The sequence below is a fragment of the Actinomyces sp. zg296 genome, from assembly GCF_009829695.1.
In the GTDB taxonomy this organism is placed as follows: Bacteria; Actinomycetota; Actinomycetes; order Actinomycetales; family Actinomycetaceae; genus Actinomyces; species Actinomyces marmotae.
Map to the genome: position 1 here is coordinate 236,901 of NZ_VWPG01000004.1, position 17,789 is coordinate 254,689.

14 protein-coding genes are annotated in these 17,789 nt (G+C 71.9%); 5 read left to right on the plus strand and 9 right to left on the minus strand.

Going from position 1 to position 17,789, the window contains the following annotated elements; genetic code table 11:
• Positions 1 to 2 precede the first annotated feature (2 nt).
• The 6 genes from GVV76_RS04920 to fxsT all read right to left on the minus strand — a co-directional run bounded on the left by GVV76_RS04920 (position 3) and on the right by fxsT (position 10,102).
• On the minus strand, positions 3 to 1,727 hold the full coding sequence (locus tag GVV76_RS04920) for a proteasome accessory factor PafA2 family protein (RefSeq protein ID WP_159625579.1): 1,725 nt from the start codon (positions 1,725 to 1,727) through the stop codon (positions 3 to 5).
• Positions 1,728 to 1,771: 44 nt separating this feature from the next.
• The gene (gene arc, locus GVV76_RS04925) at positions 1,772 to 3,499 is read right to left on the minus strand and encodes a proteasome ATPase (RefSeq protein ID WP_159625400.1); all 1,728 of its coding nucleotides are present in this window, start codon (positions 3,497 to 3,499) and stop codon (positions 1,772 to 1,774) included.
• Positions 3,492 to 4,595: a tRNA (adenine-N1)-methyltransferase gene (locus GVV76_RS04930; protein WP_159625402.1), complete on the minus strand. Its 1,104-nt coding sequence runs from the start codon at positions 4,593 to 4,595 to the stop codon at positions 3,492 to 3,494. Before GVV76_RS04930 ends, arc begins: the two co-directional genes overlap by 8 nt.
• 147 nt (positions 4,596 to 4,742) lie before the next feature.
• The gene (locus tag GVV76_RS04935) at positions 4,743 to 5,996 is read right to left on the minus strand and encodes a multidrug effflux MFS transporter (RefSeq protein ID WP_159523054.1); all 1,254 of its coding nucleotides are present in this window, start codon (positions 5,994 to 5,996) and stop codon (positions 4,743 to 4,745) included.
• 33 nt (positions 5,997 to 6,029) lie between these two features.
• A complete protein-coding gene (locus GVV76_RS04940) occupies positions 6,030 to 7,139 on the minus strand; it encodes a site-2 protease family protein (protein ID WP_201292199.1) in 1,110 nt (369 codons plus the stop codon).
• A gap of 26 nt (positions 7,140 to 7,165) precedes the next feature.
• Positions 7,166 to 10,102, minus strand: a complete 2,937-nt coding sequence (gene fxsT / locus GVV76_RS04945) for an FxSxx-COOH system tetratricopeptide repeat protein (protein ID WP_159625404.1) — start codon at positions 10,100 to 10,102, stop codon at positions 7,166 to 7,168.
• Positions 10,103 to 10,261: 159 nt separating this feature from the next.
• Between fxsT and GVV76_RS04950 the strand changes: the two genes are divergently transcribed.
• From GVV76_RS04950 to GVV76_RS04965, 4 genes are all read left to right on the plus strand, one after another.
• Positions 10,262 to 11,218, plus strand: a complete 957-nt coding sequence (locus GVV76_RS04950) for a RecB family exonuclease (RefSeq protein ID WP_159625406.1) — start codon at positions 10,262 to 10,264, stop codon at positions 11,216 to 11,218.
• Between the two features lie 464 nt (positions 11,219 to 11,682).
• A complete protein-coding gene (locus tag GVV76_RS04955; RefSeq protein WP_159625408.1) occupies positions 11,683 to 12,798 on the plus strand; it encodes a YeeE/YedE family protein in 1,116 nt (371 codons plus the stop codon).
• 68 nt (positions 12,799 to 12,866) lie between these two features.
• On the plus strand, positions 12,867 to 13,088 hold the full coding sequence (locus GVV76_RS04960) for a sulfurtransferase TusA family protein (RefSeq protein WP_159523060.1): 222 nt from the start codon (positions 12,867 to 12,869) through the stop codon (positions 13,086 to 13,088).
• Between the two features lie 69 nt (positions 13,089 to 13,157).
• Positions 13,158 to 14,138: an aldo/keto reductase gene (locus tag GVV76_RS04965; protein ID WP_159625410.1), complete on the plus strand. Its 981-nt coding sequence runs from the start codon at positions 13,158 to 13,160 to the stop codon at positions 14,136 to 14,138.
• 32 nt (positions 14,139 to 14,170) lie between these two features.
• Here the strand turns inward: GVV76_RS04965 and GVV76_RS04970 are convergent, their stop codons facing one another.
• The 3 genes from GVV76_RS04970 to GVV76_RS04980 all read right to left on the minus strand — a co-directional run bounded on the left by GVV76_RS04970 (position 14,171) and on the right by GVV76_RS04980 (position 16,953).
• Positions 14,171 to 14,470: a DNA primase gene (locus tag GVV76_RS04970; protein ID WP_159523064.1), complete on the minus strand. Its 300-nt coding sequence runs from the start codon at positions 14,468 to 14,470 to the stop codon at positions 14,171 to 14,173.
• A 104-nt stretch (positions 14,471 to 14,574) separates the two neighbouring features.
• A complete protein-coding gene (locus tag GVV76_RS04975; RefSeq protein ID WP_159523066.1) occupies positions 14,575 to 15,669 on the minus strand; it encodes an NAD(P)/FAD-dependent oxidoreductase in 1,095 nt (364 codons plus the stop codon).
• A gap of 138 nt (positions 15,670 to 15,807) precedes the next feature.
• Positions 15,808 to 16,953 carry a GNAT family N-acetyltransferase gene (locus GVV76_RS04980; RefSeq protein WP_159625412.1) on the minus strand — a complete coding sequence of 382 codons (1,146 nt, stop codon included), beginning with the start codon at positions 16,951 to 16,953 and terminating at the stop codon, positions 15,808 to 15,810.
• Between the two features lie 287 nt (positions 16,954 to 17,240).
• Here GVV76_RS04980 and GVV76_RS04985 point away from each other — a divergent pair, with 287 nt between their 5' ends.
• A complete protein-coding gene (locus GVV76_RS04985; protein ID WP_159625415.1) occupies positions 17,241 to 17,708 on the plus strand; it encodes a DUF805 domain-containing protein in 468 nt (155 codons plus the stop codon).
• Positions 17,709 to 17,789 lie beyond the last annotated feature (81 nt).

Genomic DNA, 17,789 nt, shown 5'->3' on the forward strand with positions numbered 1-17,789 from the left:
GGTCACTGGGCCCAGTCTCCCCCACCTTGGGCCGCGCGCCCAATCGCCGTGAGAAGTCCCTCAGTCTCGGCGTCGGTGACGGCGACGGCGCCCGGCAGGGCGACTCGGATGAGTTGGGGACGCTGGGGGGCGTCGATGACGAGGCTGGTCCAGGAGGCGGAGACGACCTCGGGGATCGTGGCGATCGCGCGGCCCCGCACGGCGGCGCGGGTGCCCGCCGGCGGGGTGTCGGCGGCGGCCTCGATCCGCGAGGGGTCGAGGAGGCGGCGGACGCGGCCCGCGGCGTCGAGGCGATCGACGATGGACCCCGCGCGCAGGTCGCCCCAGGTGATGTCGAGAGCGGCCAGGCGCGGATCGCTCCAGTCGGAGCCCGAGCGCGCGCGCAGGCCCTCGCAGAGCTGCATCTTGGCGGCCCACTCGATCGTGGGCGCGGCGGCCGCCACCGCCTGGGGGTCGCCCGGCGCGGCGGCGATCGCGTCGAGCAGGTCCAGCGCCTCCTCCCACAGGGCCAGGGCGCGGGCGGTCTCCTCGCCGAGGCGCCGCGCGCCGGTGCCCCCGTAGTCGGCGTCCAGCGCGGCGGCGATGGCCTCCAGGAGCGAGCGCTGGATGGCGACGGCGCTCATGGGCCCGCCCTCGGTGGTGAGCGCGTGGGCGAGGGCCGTGTCGTGGGAGAGGGCCCACTGCTGCTCGACGGGGTCTCCGAGGATCCGCAGGGGCGCCAGGGCTCCGATTTCCTCGCCGCGCTCGTGGGAGCGCTCCAGGAACCACAGGAGCAGGTCGGTGGTGGCGATCTTGAGGTAGCCGGGGACGTCGAAGCGGTTGGCGTCGCCATTGATGACGTGGAAGCGGCGCCACCGGGACGCGTCGGCGTGGGGCTCGTCGCGGGTGTTGACGATGGGCCGGTTGAAGGTGGTCTGAAGGCCGATGGGGCAGCCGATGAAGTCGGCGCGCTGGCTGAGCTGGAAGCCGGGGCGCTCGCTGCGCTCCCCCAGGCCCACGCGCCCGGCGCCGACGACGACTGGCCGGGTCATGAGGAAGGGCGTCAGGGCCGTGGCGAGGGCGTCAAGGGGCAGGTCGCGGCGCACGAGGTAGTTCTCGTGGCTGCCGTAGGCGGCGCCCTTGCCGTCAGTGTTGTTCTTGTACAGGACGATCTCGGGGCCGCCGGAGCGGGCCTGGGCCTCCATGGCGCGCCGGGCGATGACCTCTCCCGCGCGGTCCCAGGCCAGGGCGTCCATCGGGGTGAGGGCCTCCGGGGCCGAGTACTCGGGGTGGGCGTGGTCGACATACAGGCGCGCGCCGTTGGCGAGCACGGCCGTGGTGGCCCGGGGAAGCGCGGCCTCCTCGGCGCTCGGCCTGGGGCGGGGCCCCCAGTCGAGGCCCGCGGGGGCGCCGTCGGCGGGCGCGCCGTCGGCGGGCGCGTCGCCGGAGGGGGCGGGGGCGGTGGGGTCGTCGGTGAGTTGGCTGGGGTGGGCGGCGGCGCGGTCGATGCGCCCGCCGCGTAGGTCCGCCAGGGGGTCCTCCCCCTCGTAGTCCCAGGTCACCGGGGCGGCACCGGGCAGGCCCGGGCGGGAGCGGGCGGCGTAGGCGTCGACGATGAGGCTGGAGAGCACGACGGGGTTGGCGCGGGGGTTGCCGGGCTCGGTGACGCCGAACTCCGTCTCAAGGCCGACCGGCCTCGTCGTGGGACCGAACTCGGCGGTGGCGGAGGCCTGGGCGGTAGCGGGCATGGGCGTAACTGACATGGTTGAGGTGGCTGAGATGGTTGAGGTGGTCATGCGCTTTCCCGCGTCTCATGGGGCAGTGCGGCGCTGATGGCGGCGCTAGAGGTCGGTGCGGCACCGGCGGCACCGGCGGCGCCCAGGCGCCGCGCGCCGCGGATCGGCTCGGACTGGGCGCCGATGAGCCTGGCCCATCCCTCAGGGCTGGTGGCGCCGGTGATCTCCTCGTTCTGCCGGGCCTCCTCGGCCACGGCCGCCAGGAGACGGGCGGTGGACAGGCCTCCCGCCCCACCGGAGAGCTCGTCCTTGATGGCGGCGGTCTTGGCGCGGGCGACGATCTGGGCGAGCATCGCCCCGCTGACGAGGTCGCCGAGGTGGAGGGTCCGGGTGGCGCCGGAGGCGTAGGCGACCTCGAGGACCGCGGTGCCTGGCGCGCGGGCGTAGAGGGCGTCGACGGCGGCGGCGCGCATGGCCACGGCGGTGGCCTCGCGGTCGCCGCCATGGGCGGCGAGTTCGGCCGGGTCGAGGGGGAGATCGGCGGTGAGGTGGCGGGCGAGGATGTCGAGGGCCTGGGCGGCATCGGGTCGGGCGACGCGGATCTTCACGTCGAGGCGGCCGGGGCGCAGGATCGCGGGGTCGATCATGTCCTCGCGGTTGGAGGCGCCGATGATGACGACGTTGCGCAGGGACTCCACGCCGTCGATCTCGGCCAGGACCTGCGGGACGATCATGGTCTCGACGTCACTGGAGACCCCGGTGCCGCGGGTGCGGAAGAGGGCCTCCATCTCATCGAAGAAGATGACGACGGGCCGATCCTCGGCGGCGGCCTTGCGGGCCTGCTCGAAGATGGCGCGGATCTGCCGCTCCGTCTCCCCGACGAACTTGCTGAGCAGCTCGGGGCCCTTGATGTTGAGGAAGGCGGCGGCGCGGCCCGTGGCGCGCTCGGGGCCGGCCCCGTCGCCGCCGAGGGAGGTGGCGACGGCCTTGGCGATGAGGGTCTTACCGCATCCCGGCGGTCCGTAGAGGAGGAGGCCCTTGGGGGCGCGCAGCCCATAGGCGCGGTAGAGGCCGGGATGGGTGAAGGGCAGTTCGATCGCGTCTCGGATCGCCTGGATCTGGGGGCCGAGGCCGCCGATGTCCTCCCAGGTGACGTCCGGCGTCTCGGCGACGACGAGCTGCTCAACGCCCGTGCGCTCGATGACCGCGGTGGCCACGTCCGCGCGCAGGTCGGCGGCCAGCGTGACGCCCGGGGCGAGGGCGCTGGCGTCCAGGGCGCCGCCGAGCCGCAGGACACGGGACGCGCCAGAACCGGTGGTGACGAGGGCGCGGGTGTCATCGAGAACCTCGTCGAGGACGACGGCCTCGCCGGTGTCGGGCTCGGGCAGGGCGTCGACGACGAGCATGGCGTCGTTGACGGCGACGAGCTGGCCGACGCGCAGGGCCTCGGGGTCGAGGCCCGGGCGCAGGCCGAGGCTCATGGTGCGCCCGCCGAGGAGGACGAGGGCCTCGGGGGCGGGGCCGGCAGGGGCCTCGGCGCGGTCAGCGCTGTCCGGGCGGTCCAAACGGGTGTGGAAGCCGGTGAGGAGGGCGAGGGTGACGGGTGGGTGGGTGACGGCGTCGAGTTGGGCGCCGAGCTCGGCGATCCGCTCCCGGGCGGAGGTGAGGGCCCTGGTGAGGCGCTCGTTCTTCTCGGCCAGGGAGATGGCCTCGGCGCGGGCCTCGCGCAGTTGGTGGCTGGTGAAAGAGGGGGCGGGCATGCCCAGGTCGGCGGTGTCAGTCATCGAGGGGCTCCTGCGGGGCGTCGTCGCCCCCGGCGGTGGGGACGCCGGGGAGGACCGGGGTGGCGTCCTCGGGCTGCTTGGCGCGGCAGTCGCGCAGGACGCGGCGGACCTTCCGGTCGGTGCTCGTGCGCTCGCGCACGTCCTCGGGGATCCAGTGGCCAGCGTCGTCATAGGCGCCGCGGGCGGGTGGGCGCTTGCGCGTCAGCGGGGCGCTGCCGGGGGCTAGGCGCCGGGCGGCGAGGAGGAATCCGGTGTGGGCGACCATGCGGTGGTCGGGGCGCACGGACAGGCCGTCGACGTTCCAGGTGCGCACCATGGACTCCCAGGCCTCGGGCTCCGTGAAGAGCCGGCTGTGGCGCAGGGCCTCGACGGTGCGCGACATCTGGGTGGTGGTGGCGACGTAGGCGAGGAAGAGGCCGCCGGGGGCCAGGACGCGGGCGGAGGCCTCGATGTTCTCCCAGGGGGCGAGCATGTCCAGGACGACGCGGTCAATGGAGGCGTCCTCGACGCGGGCGGCGACCACGTCGTTGAAGTCTCCGGTGCGCAACTCCCAGGCGGGGTGATGGCCCCCGAACCAGGAATCGACGTTGGAGGCGGCGATGGCGGCGAAATCCTCGCGCCGCTCGATGGACATGAGGCTCCCGGCCTCCCCGATGGCGGACAGGAGGTTCATCGTCAGCGCCCCGGAGCCGACACCGGCCTCAAGAACGCGGGCGCCGGGGAAGATGTCACCCAGGGCGATGATCTGGCCGGAGTCCTTGGCGTAGACCACTTGGGCGCCGCGGGGCATCGACAGGACGTAGTCGGCGAGTAGCGGGCGCAGTAGGAGGAGCTCGTGGCCGGAGTCGGTGGTCAGGACGGTCCCCTCCTGCCTGCCGACGACCTCGCGGTGGTGGAAGGAGCCGCGCCCGGACTGGAAGTGGCCCTGGGGGTGGAGGTGGAAGGTGCTCTTGGAGCCCTTGACGTCGGTGACCTGGATGCGCTCGCCGTAGCGGAAGGGGCCGCGGCGCCCGGCCTGGCCCAGGACCTCCTGGGTGACGTGGCGCGGGGGGAGCCTCGGGGTGGCCTGCGGGTTCTGAGTGTCCTGCTCGCTCATCGGCCCCAGTCTATGCGCCGCCCCCCTGCCAGCGAGGTTGGCGCGGTTTGAGGATTGCTTCTCCCCCAACCCCTCCCAGCGGCGGCCGGATCCGCGGAATCGCGCGCTCCTTGAATGATCAATCACCGCGATTCAGCCGAGCAATCCTCAAACCTCGCCATTTCGCCCCGCGCGCCCTGTCATCCCGGGCAGGCGGCGCTGCGAGGGCGCGCGGCCCACGAGGAGGTAGGCGGCCCAGGCGCCGATGATCCCGGTGAGCATGACGGCGACCATGGGCACGGCGCTGGCGCCGCCCCCGGAGCTGGCCAGCGGCGCGGAGACCCCCATGGCGATCGCCTGCACCACGCCCATGAGGGCGCTGGCCGCCCCTGCCACGTGCCGCACTTCGCCGAGGGCGAGCGCGCCGGCGTTACCGAAGATGAGGCCCTGCGCCGCCATGGTAAGCACGAAGCCCGCGCATAGGGGCACGAGCGCCGTGCCCCAGACCAGCACGGCCAGGGTCACCAGCGCGATCCCGGCCCCGGAGATCCCGAGCCCGACGGCGATGAGCCGCCGGGGCCGGTAGCGCCCCACGAGCCGGGAGTTCGTTAGCGCCATGAGCATGTTGGCCCCGGCGGTGCAGCCGAAGAAGACGGAGTACTGCATGGCGGTGAGCCCCTTGATCTCCTGCAGCACGAAGGAGGAGGCCGAGATGTAGGCGAACATGGCGAAGCCGGAGAACGCGGAGGTGAGCATGTAGCCCATGAACCGCTCGTGGCGCACGAGCTCGGCGAATCCGGCGGCGAATCGGCGCGGCCCCCCGCTGCGGCGGTCAGACGCCGGAAGGGTCTCGGGGATGACGATCGCGGCCATGGTCACCATGAGCAGCCCGAATCCGGCCAGGCACCAGAAGATCATCCGCCAGGTCGCCACGGACAGGACGGCGCTGCCCGTCACGGGCGCGAGCATGGGGGCCAGGCCGCCCACGGCCATGAGGATGGACATGATGCGGGCGAGGCGGTCGCCGTGGGCGATGTCGACGAGGACGGCGCGCCCGACGACGGAGGCGATTCCCCCGCCGAGGCCCTGGAGGATCCGCCCGACCAGGAGGGTGCCGATGCCGGGCGCGAGGGCGCAGACGATGCCGCCGAGGGCGCAGATGAGCCCGCCGGTGATGATGGGGCGGCGCCGGCCGTAGCGGTCGGAGGCCGTGCCGCCCACGAGCTGACCCGTGCCCATGCCGGCGAAGAAGGCGGTCAGGGTCAGCCCGACGGCGGTGGCTGAGGCGTGGAGGTCGGCGGCGACGTGCGGGAAGGCGGGCGAGTACATGTCCGTGGCGAAGGGCGGCACGGCGTTCTGGATGGCGAGGGCGATGATGAGGCCGGCAGTGATGGGGGCCTCGGGGCTGAGGGGTCGGTTCATGGGATTAGTCGGCTGTGGTCAGGGCTCTTCCGGTCAACGGGCGCCGGTGGGGACGGCGCCGATCATGCGTCCGCCGTCGATGACGATAAGCCAGCGGGAGACGGCGCGCGCCGCCTTGAGGGCGTCGGCGGCCTCCTGGCCGGTCAGGGAGGTGGTGATGGCCGCGGCGGGCAGGACGGTGCAGGCCTGCTCGGCGGTGGCGCCCTCCCCCATGGCCCCCAGATCGGCCAGGCCGGCGGTGTCGATGGTGCCGAGGATGGTGGGGCCGTCGGTGATGAGGGCGAGGGCGGCGCCGTCGTCGAGCGCGGCGCCGACCCGGGCGAGCGGGGCGGCGGCGGGGAGCGTGGCGATGGGGCGGGCGAGGGAGCGCAGGTCGAGGCGGGCGGCGGCGCGCTGGGCGCCTCCGAGGCCGAGCACGCGCCAACTGGTGGAGCCGATGGTCCAGCCGACCATGGCGGCGAGGATGAGGCTGGTGGCGCTGGGGCGGCGGTGGTCGATGAGGAGGGGCTGGAGGAGGTAGAGCCAGGCGATCCCGGCAACGACGGCGTGCCCTCCCCAGGCGGCCGCCTTGAGCCCGGCGGCGCGGTTGCCGGTGGCCTGGGCGATGAGGGAGGCGAGGGCCTGGCCCCCGTCGAGGGGCAGGCCGGGCAGGGCGTTGAAGATGGCGAGGGCGAGGTTGAGCCAGGCGATGGCCCACAGGGCGACGTGGATGGCGGGGGTGGTGAGGGCGCCGGAGTCGAGGGCGCTGCGGCAGGCGATCCATAGGAGGGCGTTGGCGGCGGGGCCGGCGAGGGAGCAGGCCGCGTCGCGCCAGGGAGACCAGGCGCGCTGGGGCGGGCCGAAGCTGGTGCGCCCGCCCCACAGGAGGAGCTCGTAGCGGATGGGCGGGCGGCCCAGGGCGGCGCCGACCAGGCCGTGGGCGAGCTCGTGGAGGAGGATCGAGATGGCGGCGCCGATGACGGTGGCAGCCACGGTTCCCAGGACGACGACGGCGCCGAGATCCCCGAGGGCGCCGCTGACCAGGGGGTACCAGGAGGCGGCGATGACGAGTCCGAGGAGCAGCGAGGTGGGGGACACGACGACGGGCGCGCCGCCGACTCGTCCCAGGGTCATCTCCCCGTTGCGCGTGGCTGCGAGTGGCATGCGCCCGAGCCTACCGGGGCGGCCGGTCAGGTAGCGGCGCCCGGGGTCGGAGGGTGGCGCTCATCGCGGAGGCGACGCACCATCGCGAGATTCTCGGCGATTTGCTTGGTGAGCGGGTAGTCAGGGCCCAGCACCCTGAGGCTCTCCTCCAGGGTCTGCTCGAATATCGCGATGGCGTCCTCCAACCGCCCAGCGGACTGATAGGCGTAGGCGAGGTTATTGCGCGAGACCAGGGTGCCCGGGTGGTCAGCCCCCAGCACCCTGAAACTCTCCTTCAGGGTCTGCTCATAGATGTCGATAGCCTCACCCAGCCGTCCAGCGGACCGATAGGCGCCCGCGAGGTTATTGCGCGAGACCAGGGTGTCCGGGTGATCAGCCCCCAGCACCCTGAGACGATCCTCCAGGGTCTGCTTGAATATCGTGATGGCGTCCTCCAACCGCCCAGCGGACTGATAGGCGCCCGCGAGGTTATTGCGCAAGGTCAGGGTGTCCGGGTGGTCAGCCCCCAGCACCCTGAGACGATCCTTCAGGGTCTGCTCATAGATGTCGATAGCCTCACCCAGCCGTCCAGCGGACCGATAGGCGCCCGCGAGGTTATTGCGCGAGACCAGGGTGTCCGGGTGATCAGCCCCCAGCACCCTGAGGTTCTCCTTCAGGGTCTGCTCATAGATGTCGATGGCGTCCTCCAACCGCCCAGCGGACTGATAGGCGTAGGCGAGGTTGTTGCGCGAGGCCAGGGTGCCCGGGTGGTCAGCCCCCAGCACCCTGAAACTCTCCTTCAGGGTCTGCTCATAGATGTCGATAGCCTCACCCAGCCGTCCAGCGGACTGATAGGCGCCCGCGAGGTTATTGCGCGAAGCCAGGGTGTCCGGGTGGTCAGCCCCCAGCACCCTGAGACGATCCTCCAGGGTCTGCTCATAGATGTCGATAGCCTCACCCAGCCGTCCAGCGGACCGATAGGCGCCCGCGAGGTTATTGCGCGAGGCCAGGGTGTCCGGGCGGTCAGGGCCCAGCGCCGATGCGAGACCATCAACGATGTCCGCCAACGACACCGCGAAGGAATCAAGCCCTGCCTCATTCGCGCGCCGTTGAACCGAGAGGAGAACACTGGACAGCCCCTCAGCATTGACTCCAACGCGGTCCAGCCCAAGGGTCCCCAAAAATAAGAGACTCTCAATCACCACGATAATCGAATCACGCTCCACTTCATGAGGATTATTGGGATCGGACTCGTTAAGCGCCTCCGAGAGGGCGGAGATGACCGCTTCAGCGATCACCTCTGATTCACCATCACGGCGCGCATCCTCTCGAACCAGTCTCGACTGGAGGCGGTGCAGGGAAACGATACCCGCGCGGGCGCCATCATTCTCCGTCTCCGAGACAATGCCGCGCTTGCTGAGGAAGGCCAATGACTTCCTCGCCGCCAGAGAATGACCAGCATCAGCACGGTAGAGCCAGTCACGAGGAACACCGCCCTCCGGCATGATCGACAGCATCCCCAGCTGAAGACGCGCCAGACGGGCCTGCTCCTCATCCCGCTCACCCAGCGCCTTCAGGGCGGTCTGATGACTCAGGCGCAAAGCCTGCCACACGGCGTGCGGGTAGTCCTCGTCATCCGAGCGATCCATCGCCTCCTCAAGTGGCGCCTCTTCAAGAAGCTCCATGTACTCCAGCGGAGCGAACCTCTGATCCCTCATCGTTGACGCCGCTTGGGACAACGCCAGAGGAAGATCACCAAGGAGCTCGGCGAGCCCGTCGGCATGGGCATCAGCGATCCCGGGGATCCGCTCCCGCAAAAAGGCCAGGGACTGGCGCCGGCCGAAGACCTCCACAGGGATCGTCTCACCTAATCCCCCGCCTCGGAGGTTCGTCGTCACGATGACCCGCATTCCGGGACCCGTCAGCTTCAACTCCCGAAGGTCATCGGCACGCTCCAGGTTGTCGAACACGATGAGCCGATCCGCCGCCCCGCCCGAGTTGAGGCAGTCCACCATGAACCGAGCGCTCTTCCTGGGCGGATCCGATGGATCAACGAGTCCGAGTTGGTTCGCCAGTTCGGCGAGCCCCGTCTCCACGCCGCTGGGCAGCCCTCTGTCTGGGGCGCCGGCGGGAGCCGCGTTGACCCAGGCCACGAGACTCCAACCCGCCTCCCGGCATTCGCACGCGTACTGCGCCGCGATCTGGGACTTACCAACCCCTTTCATGCCGCGCAGCACCAAGCGAGCCTCCCCCTCACCATGAGCGAGCGCCTCACGCAGACGATGATCCTCATCGCGCACAATATAACCCGGGGCCGGATCAGGAATAGCCCCGAAACGCGTGGGCCCATCACTGAAAGGATTCGGCCGGCCCCTCCCGCTTCCAAGCCGATCGATCTTCCCGGACATCTCCTGCTGACTCAGCAGCACAGCCTCAACCTTATGCTCGGTGCGCGACGCCGTCGCGTTGATCTTATCGAGCACATCCATGACATACCGAGCGCGCGCCTTATCGAATGACGGCGACAACGGCGCGATCGTCGCGAGCTCCCGGGCCACGATCCCGATGAGGGAATCGAATGCGGGCTCAGCAGCGGCAGGAAGATCAGCCCTCTGAGCCCGCCCCTGCCTCTTCAGGAACTCGGCGAGCCCTTCCGGGCGCCGCACCGCCTCCAGCAGCGCCTCATCCGATTCCAGCGCCTTCGTGAGGACCGCCTCCACGGCGACCGCCACGCCATCGAGCTCAGCACGCCTCTCCCACGGAAGCCGTTCCGCCTCTTCTTCCAGGCGCTTCTCAATCCTTTTGGCGATCCGCCCCTCTGCGCCCTCGTCATGAGCGGCATCGCCGAGCCGGTCAGCGGCCTGCCGACCATCATTGCTCAGCGCGGCCGCGCCGGCCAACGTGGGGTTGAGGCACAGCTCCACGGTGCGCAGGAGCACCGAGACAACACTGGAGGCCACGCCACCCAGAGATAACGCATCCATGGCCGCATCCTAGTTCTCACCAGGCCACGGACTCTTACGGACATACGGGCCAGGGGCGCCCTCCGCACCGCTGCCCAGAGGCCCTCACCGTCTTCCCACGCGCGCCCTCCCCCTCCCGTCACCCGGATTCATGTCGGAGCCCCGGGGTACGGTGCCACCATGACAGCAGATGCGGCACCCGCAGTGCCCTCATCCCCCGGGCGGCCCGCCGCCCCGGCTACCACCCGGCCGCGGGCCACGGGCCCAGGCGCCGGCCGCTCCGCGCGCAGGGGGCCGCGCCGGGCGGCGCTCTCCCCATCGCGCGCCAAGGACTTCCTCCAGTGCCCCCTGCTGTTCCGCCTGCGCGCCGTGGACGGCCTGGCCGAGCCCGGCTCCCTCGCCACCCACAAGGGCACGCTCGTCCACGCGATCCTTGAGCGCCTCTACGACCTGCCCGCGCGCGAGCGCGCCCCGGAGGCCGCCCTCGCCATGCTGCCCGAGCAGTGGGAGGCTCACCGCGCCAAGAGCCCTGAGGTCATGGGGCTCTTCGAGGAGCCCGCGCAGATCGAGGCCTGGCTCGGCCAGGCGCGAGACCTCATCACCTCCTACTTCCGCATGGAGAACCCTCAGCGCCTCGCCCCCGCCGAGCGCGAGCTCTTCGTGGAGACCGAGGTCGCCGACGGCCTGCTCATCCGCGGATTCGTCGACCGCCTCGACATCGCCCCCGACGGCGCCATGCGCGTCGTCGATTACAAGACCGGCAAGTCCCCCTCCCCCAGATTCCAGGAGGAGGCGCTGTTCCAGATGCGCTTCTACGGGCTCGTCCTGTGGCGCCTGCGCGGGCGGGCCCCCGCCCGCCTCCAACTCCTCTACCTTAAGGACGGCCGCACCCTCACCCATGACCCGCGCCTGCCCGAGCTCGAGGCCACCGAGACGCGCCTGGCCCGCATCTGGGACGACATCGAGGACTGCGCCCACGCCGGCGCCTTCACCCCCAAGCGCGGCCCCCTGTGCGGCTGGTGCGCCTTCCAGTCCCGCTGCCCCCTCTTCGGCGGGGAGACTCCCCCACTGCCGGACGACGGCGTCGCCCGCCTTCTCACCGCCCGCGCCAGCGTCGCCTCGGCAGGCGCCCGCTGACGCGCCCGGCCCGCTCGGCGCGAGTCGCCATGCGGACACCGCTTGCCACAGCGGGACTCGCCCCGATAACGTCCGGCCACGTCGCCGCACCTCGCGGCGCCACGACTGAACGGACGATCGCATGAGCACGGACCACGCACGCCGCAACCGCACCGCCCTCGGCGGGGTTGCCATGTGTATGCGCTGCCTGGTCCAGGCGATCTGAGGGCAGCGCTCCGCGACCAGCACCCAGCGAGCCCCCTCACCGGCCACGGCGCGATAACCGCGCCGGCCTCCCCGGACCAGGCGCACCACTCACCCGACACCCCGGGTGACGGCACCGCGCCCCCTCGCGGCCGCCGAACGCGCGACGCGTCACCACCGCCGCTCCCAGCGCCTCCGCGCCACGGCGCCGCACGCCCCGTCACCCGGGCCCTCCCAACAACCGGGCGCCGCACCCGCGCCCCACCCCAGGAAGGACCCCCATGATCATCACCGGACTGATCACCGGAGCCACCCTCGGCTTCATCCTCCAACGCGGCCGCTTCTGCATCACCGGCGCGTTCCGGGACCTCTGGGTCTCACGATCCTCCTTCTGGCTCACCGCCTTCCTCATCGCCATCGCCGTCCAGGCCGTCGGCGTCCTCGCACTCACCCTCACCGGCACCATCGCCCCGGAGGCGCCCCAGCTCTCCGTGGTCGCCACCGCCGTCGGCTCCCTCCTCTTCGGAGTCGGCATCGTGCTGGCGGGAGGCTGCGCCACCGGCACCTACTACCGCGCCGGCGAGGGCCTCGTCGGATCCTGGTTCGCCCTCATCGCCTACGCGCTATCCGCCGCCGCGGCCAAGACCGGCATCCTCGCCGGCCCCACCCGCTGGGTGAAGGGCCTGTGGACCACCGAGCTCACCACCATCCCGGCCGCGCTGCACCTGCCCCAGTGGGTGGGAGTGGCGGCCCTCGCCGTCGGAGTCGCCCTCCTGGCCCGCAGGCAGCTGCGCCTCACCGCTGCGCGCGGCCCCCAGCCCACCCTGCCCGCCCGCCGCACCGGCCTGGCCCACCTGCTCCTGGAGAAGCGCTGGAACCCCCTGGCCACCGGGGCGATCGTCGGGATCGTCGCGGCCGCCGCCTGGCCCCTGTCCTGGGCGGCCGGCCGCGAGGACGGCCTGGGCATCACGACGCCGTCGGCCAACCTCATCGGCGTCATCGTCACCGGGGACACCGGCCGCTTCGACTGGGGCGTCCTGCTCGTGCTGGGCATCCTCCTGGGCTCCTTCATCGCCGCGAAGGCCTCCGGCGAGTTCCGCGTGCGCGTCCCCGACGCCACCATCATCATCCGCTCCATCCTGGGCGGCCTCCTCATGGGCGTGGGCGCCGCCTGGGCCGGCGGCTGCTCCATCGGCAACGCCCTCGTGCAGACCTCCCTGCTGTCCTGGCAGGGCTGGATCGCGCTGGTCTTCCAGGTCCTCGGGGTCGGAGCCGCCGCCTGGGCGCTGCTCATCCGCCCCCGCCAGAAGCGGCGCGCCGCCCGCGCCGCCCGCGCCAAGGCGGCTGGCGCCGCTGAGCCCTCCCCCGCCCGCGAGGCCGCGCCCGCCCACGCCTAACCCGCGGGGGCGACGGCGCGCCCCCATCCCCCTTCACACCGATACCTTCACGCTGAAAGGACGCCATCATGCGCACGATCCTCGAGACCAACGGCCAGGTCTGCCCCTTCCCCGTCATGGAGGCGGAGGAGGCCATGGAGGACCTCGACGCCGGCGACGAGCTCGTCATCGCCTTCGACTGCACCCAGGGAACAGAAACCCTGCCCGCCTGGGCCGCGAAGAACGGCTACACCGTCACCGAGTTCGAGACCGTCGGCCCCGCCTCCTGGACCATGACGGTTCGCAAGTAGCGGGGCCGCCACCCCGCCCCGGTGCGCGCGGCACGAGGATTCGGGGTCGGGGCGGGTACCTTTGGCAGCATGGAGTACAGGAGACTGGGCCGCACCGGCCTGCGCGTGTCCGCCGTCGGCCTCGGCACGATGACCTGGGGCCGGGACACCGACGAGGTCGAGGCCAAGGACCAGCTCGGGATCTTCCTCGACGCCGGCGGCACCCTCCTGGACACCGCCGCCACCTACACCGAGGGCCTGGCCGAGCGCACCATCGGCACCCTCCTGCGCGACTACGTCAACCGCCAGGACCTCATCATCGTGTCCAAGGCGGGGGTCCGCACCTGGCGCACGGGCGATGGCCCGGCCACCGCCGATGCCTCGCGCGGCACGCTCCTGGACAGCCTCGACGCGACCCTGGAGACCCTGGGCACGGACCATCTCGACCTGTGGCTCGTCCAGGTCCCCGACCCCGCCACCCCCCTGGAGGAGACGGCCGACGCCCTGCGTCGCGCCGTCGCCTCCGGTCGGGCCCGCTACGTGGGGGTCTCCAACCATCCCGCGTGGGCGAGCGCGCGCGTCGCCAGCCTGCTCGCCGAGGGCCCTGACGCACCCGGGATGGCCGCCGTCGAGGTGGAGCACTCCCTGCTCAACCGGGGCATCGAGCGGGAGGTCATCCCCGCCGCCGCGGCCATGGGCTTCGGCGTCATCGGCTACGCGCCACTGGGTCGGGGGGTCCTCAGCGGCAAGTACCGGGCCACGATCCCCGCGGACTCGCGGGCCGCCTCCCCGCACCTGCGCTCCTACGCCTCGGCGTACCTGGGCAGCGAGCACCGGGGCATCGTGGAGTCGGTGGCCACGGCCGCCGCGGGCCTGGACCGCAAGCCCGTCGAGGTGGCGCTCGCCTGGGCCCGCGATGCCGAGGGCATCGCCTCCACGATCGTGGGAGCCCGCACCCCGGCGCAACTCCAAGGAGCGCTCTCAGCGCAGGACCTCGATCTGCCCGCGCAGATCCGCCACGCCCTCGGCGAGGTCAGCGCCCCGAGGATCGGCTACCCCGAGAGGTTCTGACCGATCAGGCCGCCCCGACGGGGCCTGGCAGATCAGTCCTCATCGTCGTAGTCGACGTCATCGTCCTCATCATCGTCATAGTCGACGTCGTCATCCTCATCATCGTCGTCATCGATGTCGATGATGTCGTCGTCATCGTCGTAGGTGTCGAAGGGGAGCTCGATGCCGTAGGCGGTGAACAGGACGTCGTCGTAGGTGATGAAGGCGTCCTGGAGGGCGTTCTCAGCGGCGACCACTGCCGGCGAGTTCTCATCACCCGTCGCGGCGGCGTCGAGGTGGGCCTCGAAGGCGGCGATGAGTCGGTTGAGCGCGGACCGCGGGTCGTTCGTCATGGCGCCAGCCTACCGGCATCCCCCGGCGGCGCGCACCACATCAGCGTCCTGGCCCCGCGTGAGGGGGCCAGGACGCCCGCGGCCGCGCCCGGGCGGGGACGAGGTCAACCGGCCAGGCCGAGTTGCTCGCGCAGATTCTCCGTGAACAGGTCCTCGCCCTTGATGCGATTGGTGAACTCGGGGCCCTCAACCACGCTCACCCCGTCCTTGAGCACTTGGGAGGCGCCGCCGACCGGCCCCAGCGGGAGCACGACGAGATCGGACTGGGGCGCGTAGGAGGCCGACGGCTCGCGGCCCGCCATGATGTCCTGGATGTTCTGGGCGACGACGGCAGCGTGGTCACGAGCGTGCTGGGCGCGGTTGGACTCGCGGACGTCGGCGATGTCCCCGATGGCCCACACGCCCGGGTGATCGATGACCCGGAGCTTGTCATCCACGCGGATCGTGCCGTCATAGCGGCGGATCTCGTCATAGTCCTCGCCGAGGAAGCCCGTGGCGGCGGAGGCCCCGTAGGCGCGGAACCAGATGTCGGCCTCGATGGTGCGCCCACCGGTGGTGGTCACGCGGAAGGGGGCGAGGCCGCCGATGTCGATCGGGGGCAGGTAGGCCAGGGTGTCCCCGGTGATGATCTCAACGCCGCGCTCGGCAAGCTGGGCGGCGATCGAGTCGCGCAGCTCGGCCTTGTAGTCACCCTGCGGCAGGATGGTGGGACCGGCCTCGACGATGGTCACGCGCAGGTCCGGGAAGGCGGAGGTGATCTCGCCGGCGAACTCCAGGCCGACGGCGCCCGCGCCCAGGATGAGGGCGCGCTTGGCGGAGCCCAGGGAGGCTCGCACGCGCTCGATGCGGGCCTTGGCGATCGCCGCCGTGGACTCCAGGTGCTTGGCGGGGAACGGGTAGTTGGTGCCCGTGGCGAGCACGAGGTGGTCGGCCTGGATATCGCCCTCGCCGGAGACCTGGACGGTGGTGCCCTTAACCGCCATGGCGGTGCCGCGCACCACGCGGCCGTTGGTCAGGAGCCTGTCGTAGGGCAGGAAGATCTTCTCCGACCACTCCGCATCCACCGCCGCGCGCAGGGAGGCGGCGTGGTGGACGAAGGCGTCCTTCTGCTCGACCAGGGTGACCTCGGCGATGCCGTCGAGCGCCTTGGCCAGGGTGATGCCGCCGTAGCCTCCGCCGACGATGGTGACACGTGCCATGGGGGTCCTCTCACGGGGGCCGGGCGCGGGTCCGTCCTCGGACCGGGCCGACCGATTCTGCTGTGGGCCGGGCCAGGCTATCCCGATCCCGGCGCGCTTCCCAATACCGGCCGCCCCCGCACGGCGAGTCCCGGGCCCTTACCGCTGCCCGCGGGCCCGGTCGGCCCCGCGCGGCTCGCGCAGCACTCGGGCCACATCCGGCGGGAAGTAGCCCGGGCCCTTGAGGACCTTGCCGTCCTCACGGTAGATCGGGCGCCCGTCCTCGCCCAGCTTGGACATGTTGGAGCGCTGCACCTCGGCCAGCACGGCGGCCAGGTCGATGCCGGTCTCCAGGGCCATCCCATAGATGACGTAGACGAGGTCCGCCAGAGCGTCCGCCGTCTCGACGAGGTCCCGGGAGCCGTCGTCGGCCGCGCGCGCCCGGGCACAGGCGGCCTCGATCTCAGCCCTGGCGGCCCGGCCGTAAACGGCGCCGGTCAGCTCGGCGAACTCCTCGGCGATCAGGCTCATCCGCATGTCCAGGCTCTCGCGGTCCAGGCTCGGCCCATCGTCGCGGATGGGCAGCCCGTAGACGCGGTGGAACCGCCGCACGAGCGCCTCAGGGTCGTCGCCCTCGCGCTCGCCGACGCCGTCATGAGCGACGAGCGGGGCCTGAGCGGGCACCGCCGGCCCGTCCCAGGGGGCCACGGGGCGCCGGGGCTCCCCGGCCAGGAGCGTGGCCGTCCACTCGTCGAGGCGGCGCCCATCGCGCACGAGAGCCGCGCGCCGCAGCCCCTCGCGGGTGAAGCCGAGGGACCAGGCGATCCGCCACGACGGCCAGTTGGGCACGCCGTCCTCGATCCAGCAGCTCCAGGACACGGCGGGAAGGGCCAGGGCGCCGGGATCGAGGGCGGCATCGACGACGGCGCCCGCCGCCCGAGTGGCCACCCCCCTGCCGCGGGCCTCGGGCGCCACCCAGAAGCCGAGATCGCCCCTGCCGGAGGAGTCGAGGCGCAGCCCGATCATCCCCACGAGCCTCCCGTCCGCGCCATCCCCACCCGCGCCGCGCCGCTCGCGAATGGCCCAGGTGAGCTCGCTCCCCGTCTCCCAGCCGGGGGCGACAACGTCGGCGAGGTAGCGCCTGGCGTCGTCGAGGGAATAGGGCGAGGGGGCGAGCGTCCAGCGGTGGATCTCGGGGTCCTGGCAGATCTCGTGGACCCGCTCGGCGTCGTCCATCGTAGGCGCGGACAGGAGGAGGCCCGGGCGGCCCGCCTCGGCTGGGACGGTGATCTCGAAGGGCTGCATGCCCCGATCCTAATCAGGCGGCCCGCCGCCCCCTGGCCGGAACGGCAGCCGCGGAGCCCGGCACGGGGGCGACCGCCCTGCGCGGCGCGGATCGAGGTCTACGTCAAGGGCGATACGAATCCGTTACGATGTGCGGCGGTTCTGGCGATGAGCCAACATCATCGCAGGCCGTAAGTCCTTGTCTTTCACCAACAGGAGTCATCTTGTCCGTTTCCCATGGGAGCATCCAGCCTCCTCAGGTTCCCTATGCCCAGCCCGGCGACCCCATGGGCGCCCCCGCTCCTGGGGTGCCCCAGACGCCCATGCTCCCCGCTGAGCTCGCCGCCCTCCCCGGGGCCTCCTTCGGCGAGGCCCTGCGCCGCTTCTTCCGCCGCTACGCCCAGTTCCGGGGAACCGCCTCGGTCTCCGAGCTGGTGTGGCCCTTGCTGTTCCGCCTCCTGGTCTCCGTCGGCCTGCTGACGATCGCCGTCGTCTCGCTCAGGGTCGGCGAGATCCCCGCCAAGACGGTCTATGACAAGCCCGATGTGGCCGATTGGGCGGTCGCCATCGCGACCCCCTGCCTCATCGCCATTGCGATCTTCAACCTGGCTCTCATCATCCCCTCCATCGCGGTCCAGGTCCGCCGCCTCCACGACGTCGGCAAGTCCGGCGGATGGTGGTTCATCAGCTTCGTGCCCCTCGCCGGGCCGATCTGGCTGCTCGTCCTGCTGCTGTCGTCATCGAGGCCGGAGTTGTTCCGGCCCAAGTGGGCCTGAGCCCCGTCCGGGAGCAACCGGAAGCAAAACAACCGGGAGCAGAAAAAATGAGGGCGGGCCCCAGGATCACTCCTGGGGCCC

What these genes read in the sequence shown, in the direction of transcription:
- GVV76_RS04950 (WP_159625406.1), top strand. Translation starts at nt 10,262, where the DNA reads ATGACAGCAGATGCGGCACCCGCAGTGCCCTCATCCCCCGGGCGGCCC.
- GVV76_RS04940 (WP_201292199.1), bottom strand. Translation starts at nt 7,139, where the DNA reads ATGCCACTCGCAGCCACGCGCAACGGGGAGATGACCCTGGGACGAGTC.
- GVV76_RS04965 (WP_159625410.1), top strand. Translation starts at nt 13,158, where the DNA reads ATGGAGTACAGGAGACTGGGCCGCACCGGCCTGCGCGTGTCCGCCGTC.
- GVV76_RS04975 (WP_159523066.1), bottom strand. Translation starts at nt 15,669, where the DNA reads ATGGCACGTGTCACCATCGTCGGCGGAGGCTACGGCGGCATCACCCTG.
- GVV76_RS04930 (WP_159625402.1), bottom strand. Translation starts at nt 4,595, where the DNA reads ATGAGCGAGCAGGACACTCAGAACCCGCAGGCCACCCCGAGGCTCCCC.
- GVV76_RS04935 (WP_159523054.1), bottom strand. Translation starts at nt 5,996, where the DNA reads ATGAACCGACCCCTCAGCCCCGAGGCCCCCATCACTGCCGGCCTCATC.
- arc (WP_159625400.1), bottom strand. Translation starts at nt 3,499, where the DNA reads ATGACTGACACCGCCGACCTGGGCATGCCCGCCCCCTCTTTCACCAGC.
- GVV76_RS04980 (WP_159625412.1), bottom strand. Translation starts at nt 16,953, where the DNA reads ATGCAGCCCTTCGAGATCACCGTCCCAGCCGAGGCGGGCCGCCCGGGC.
- GVV76_RS04920 (WP_159625579.1), bottom strand. Translation starts at nt 1,727, where the DNA reads ATGCCCGCTACCGCCCAGGCCTCCGCCACCGCCGAGTTCGGTCCCACG.
- GVV76_RS04960 (WP_159523060.1), top strand. Translation starts at nt 12,867, where the DNA reads ATGCGCACGATCCTCGAGACCAACGGCCAGGTCTGCCCCTTCCCCGTC.
- GVV76_RS04955 (WP_159625408.1), top strand. Translation starts at nt 11,683, where the DNA reads ATGATCATCACCGGACTGATCACCGGAGCCACCCTCGGCTTCATCCTC.
- GVV76_RS04970 (WP_159523064.1), bottom strand. Translation starts at nt 14,470, where the DNA reads ATGACGAACGACCCGCGGTCCGCGCTCAACCGACTCATCGCCGCCTTC.
- fxsT (WP_159625404.1), bottom strand. Translation starts at nt 10,102, where the DNA reads ATGGATGCGTTATCTCTGGGTGGCGTGGCCTCCAGTGTTGTCTCGGTG.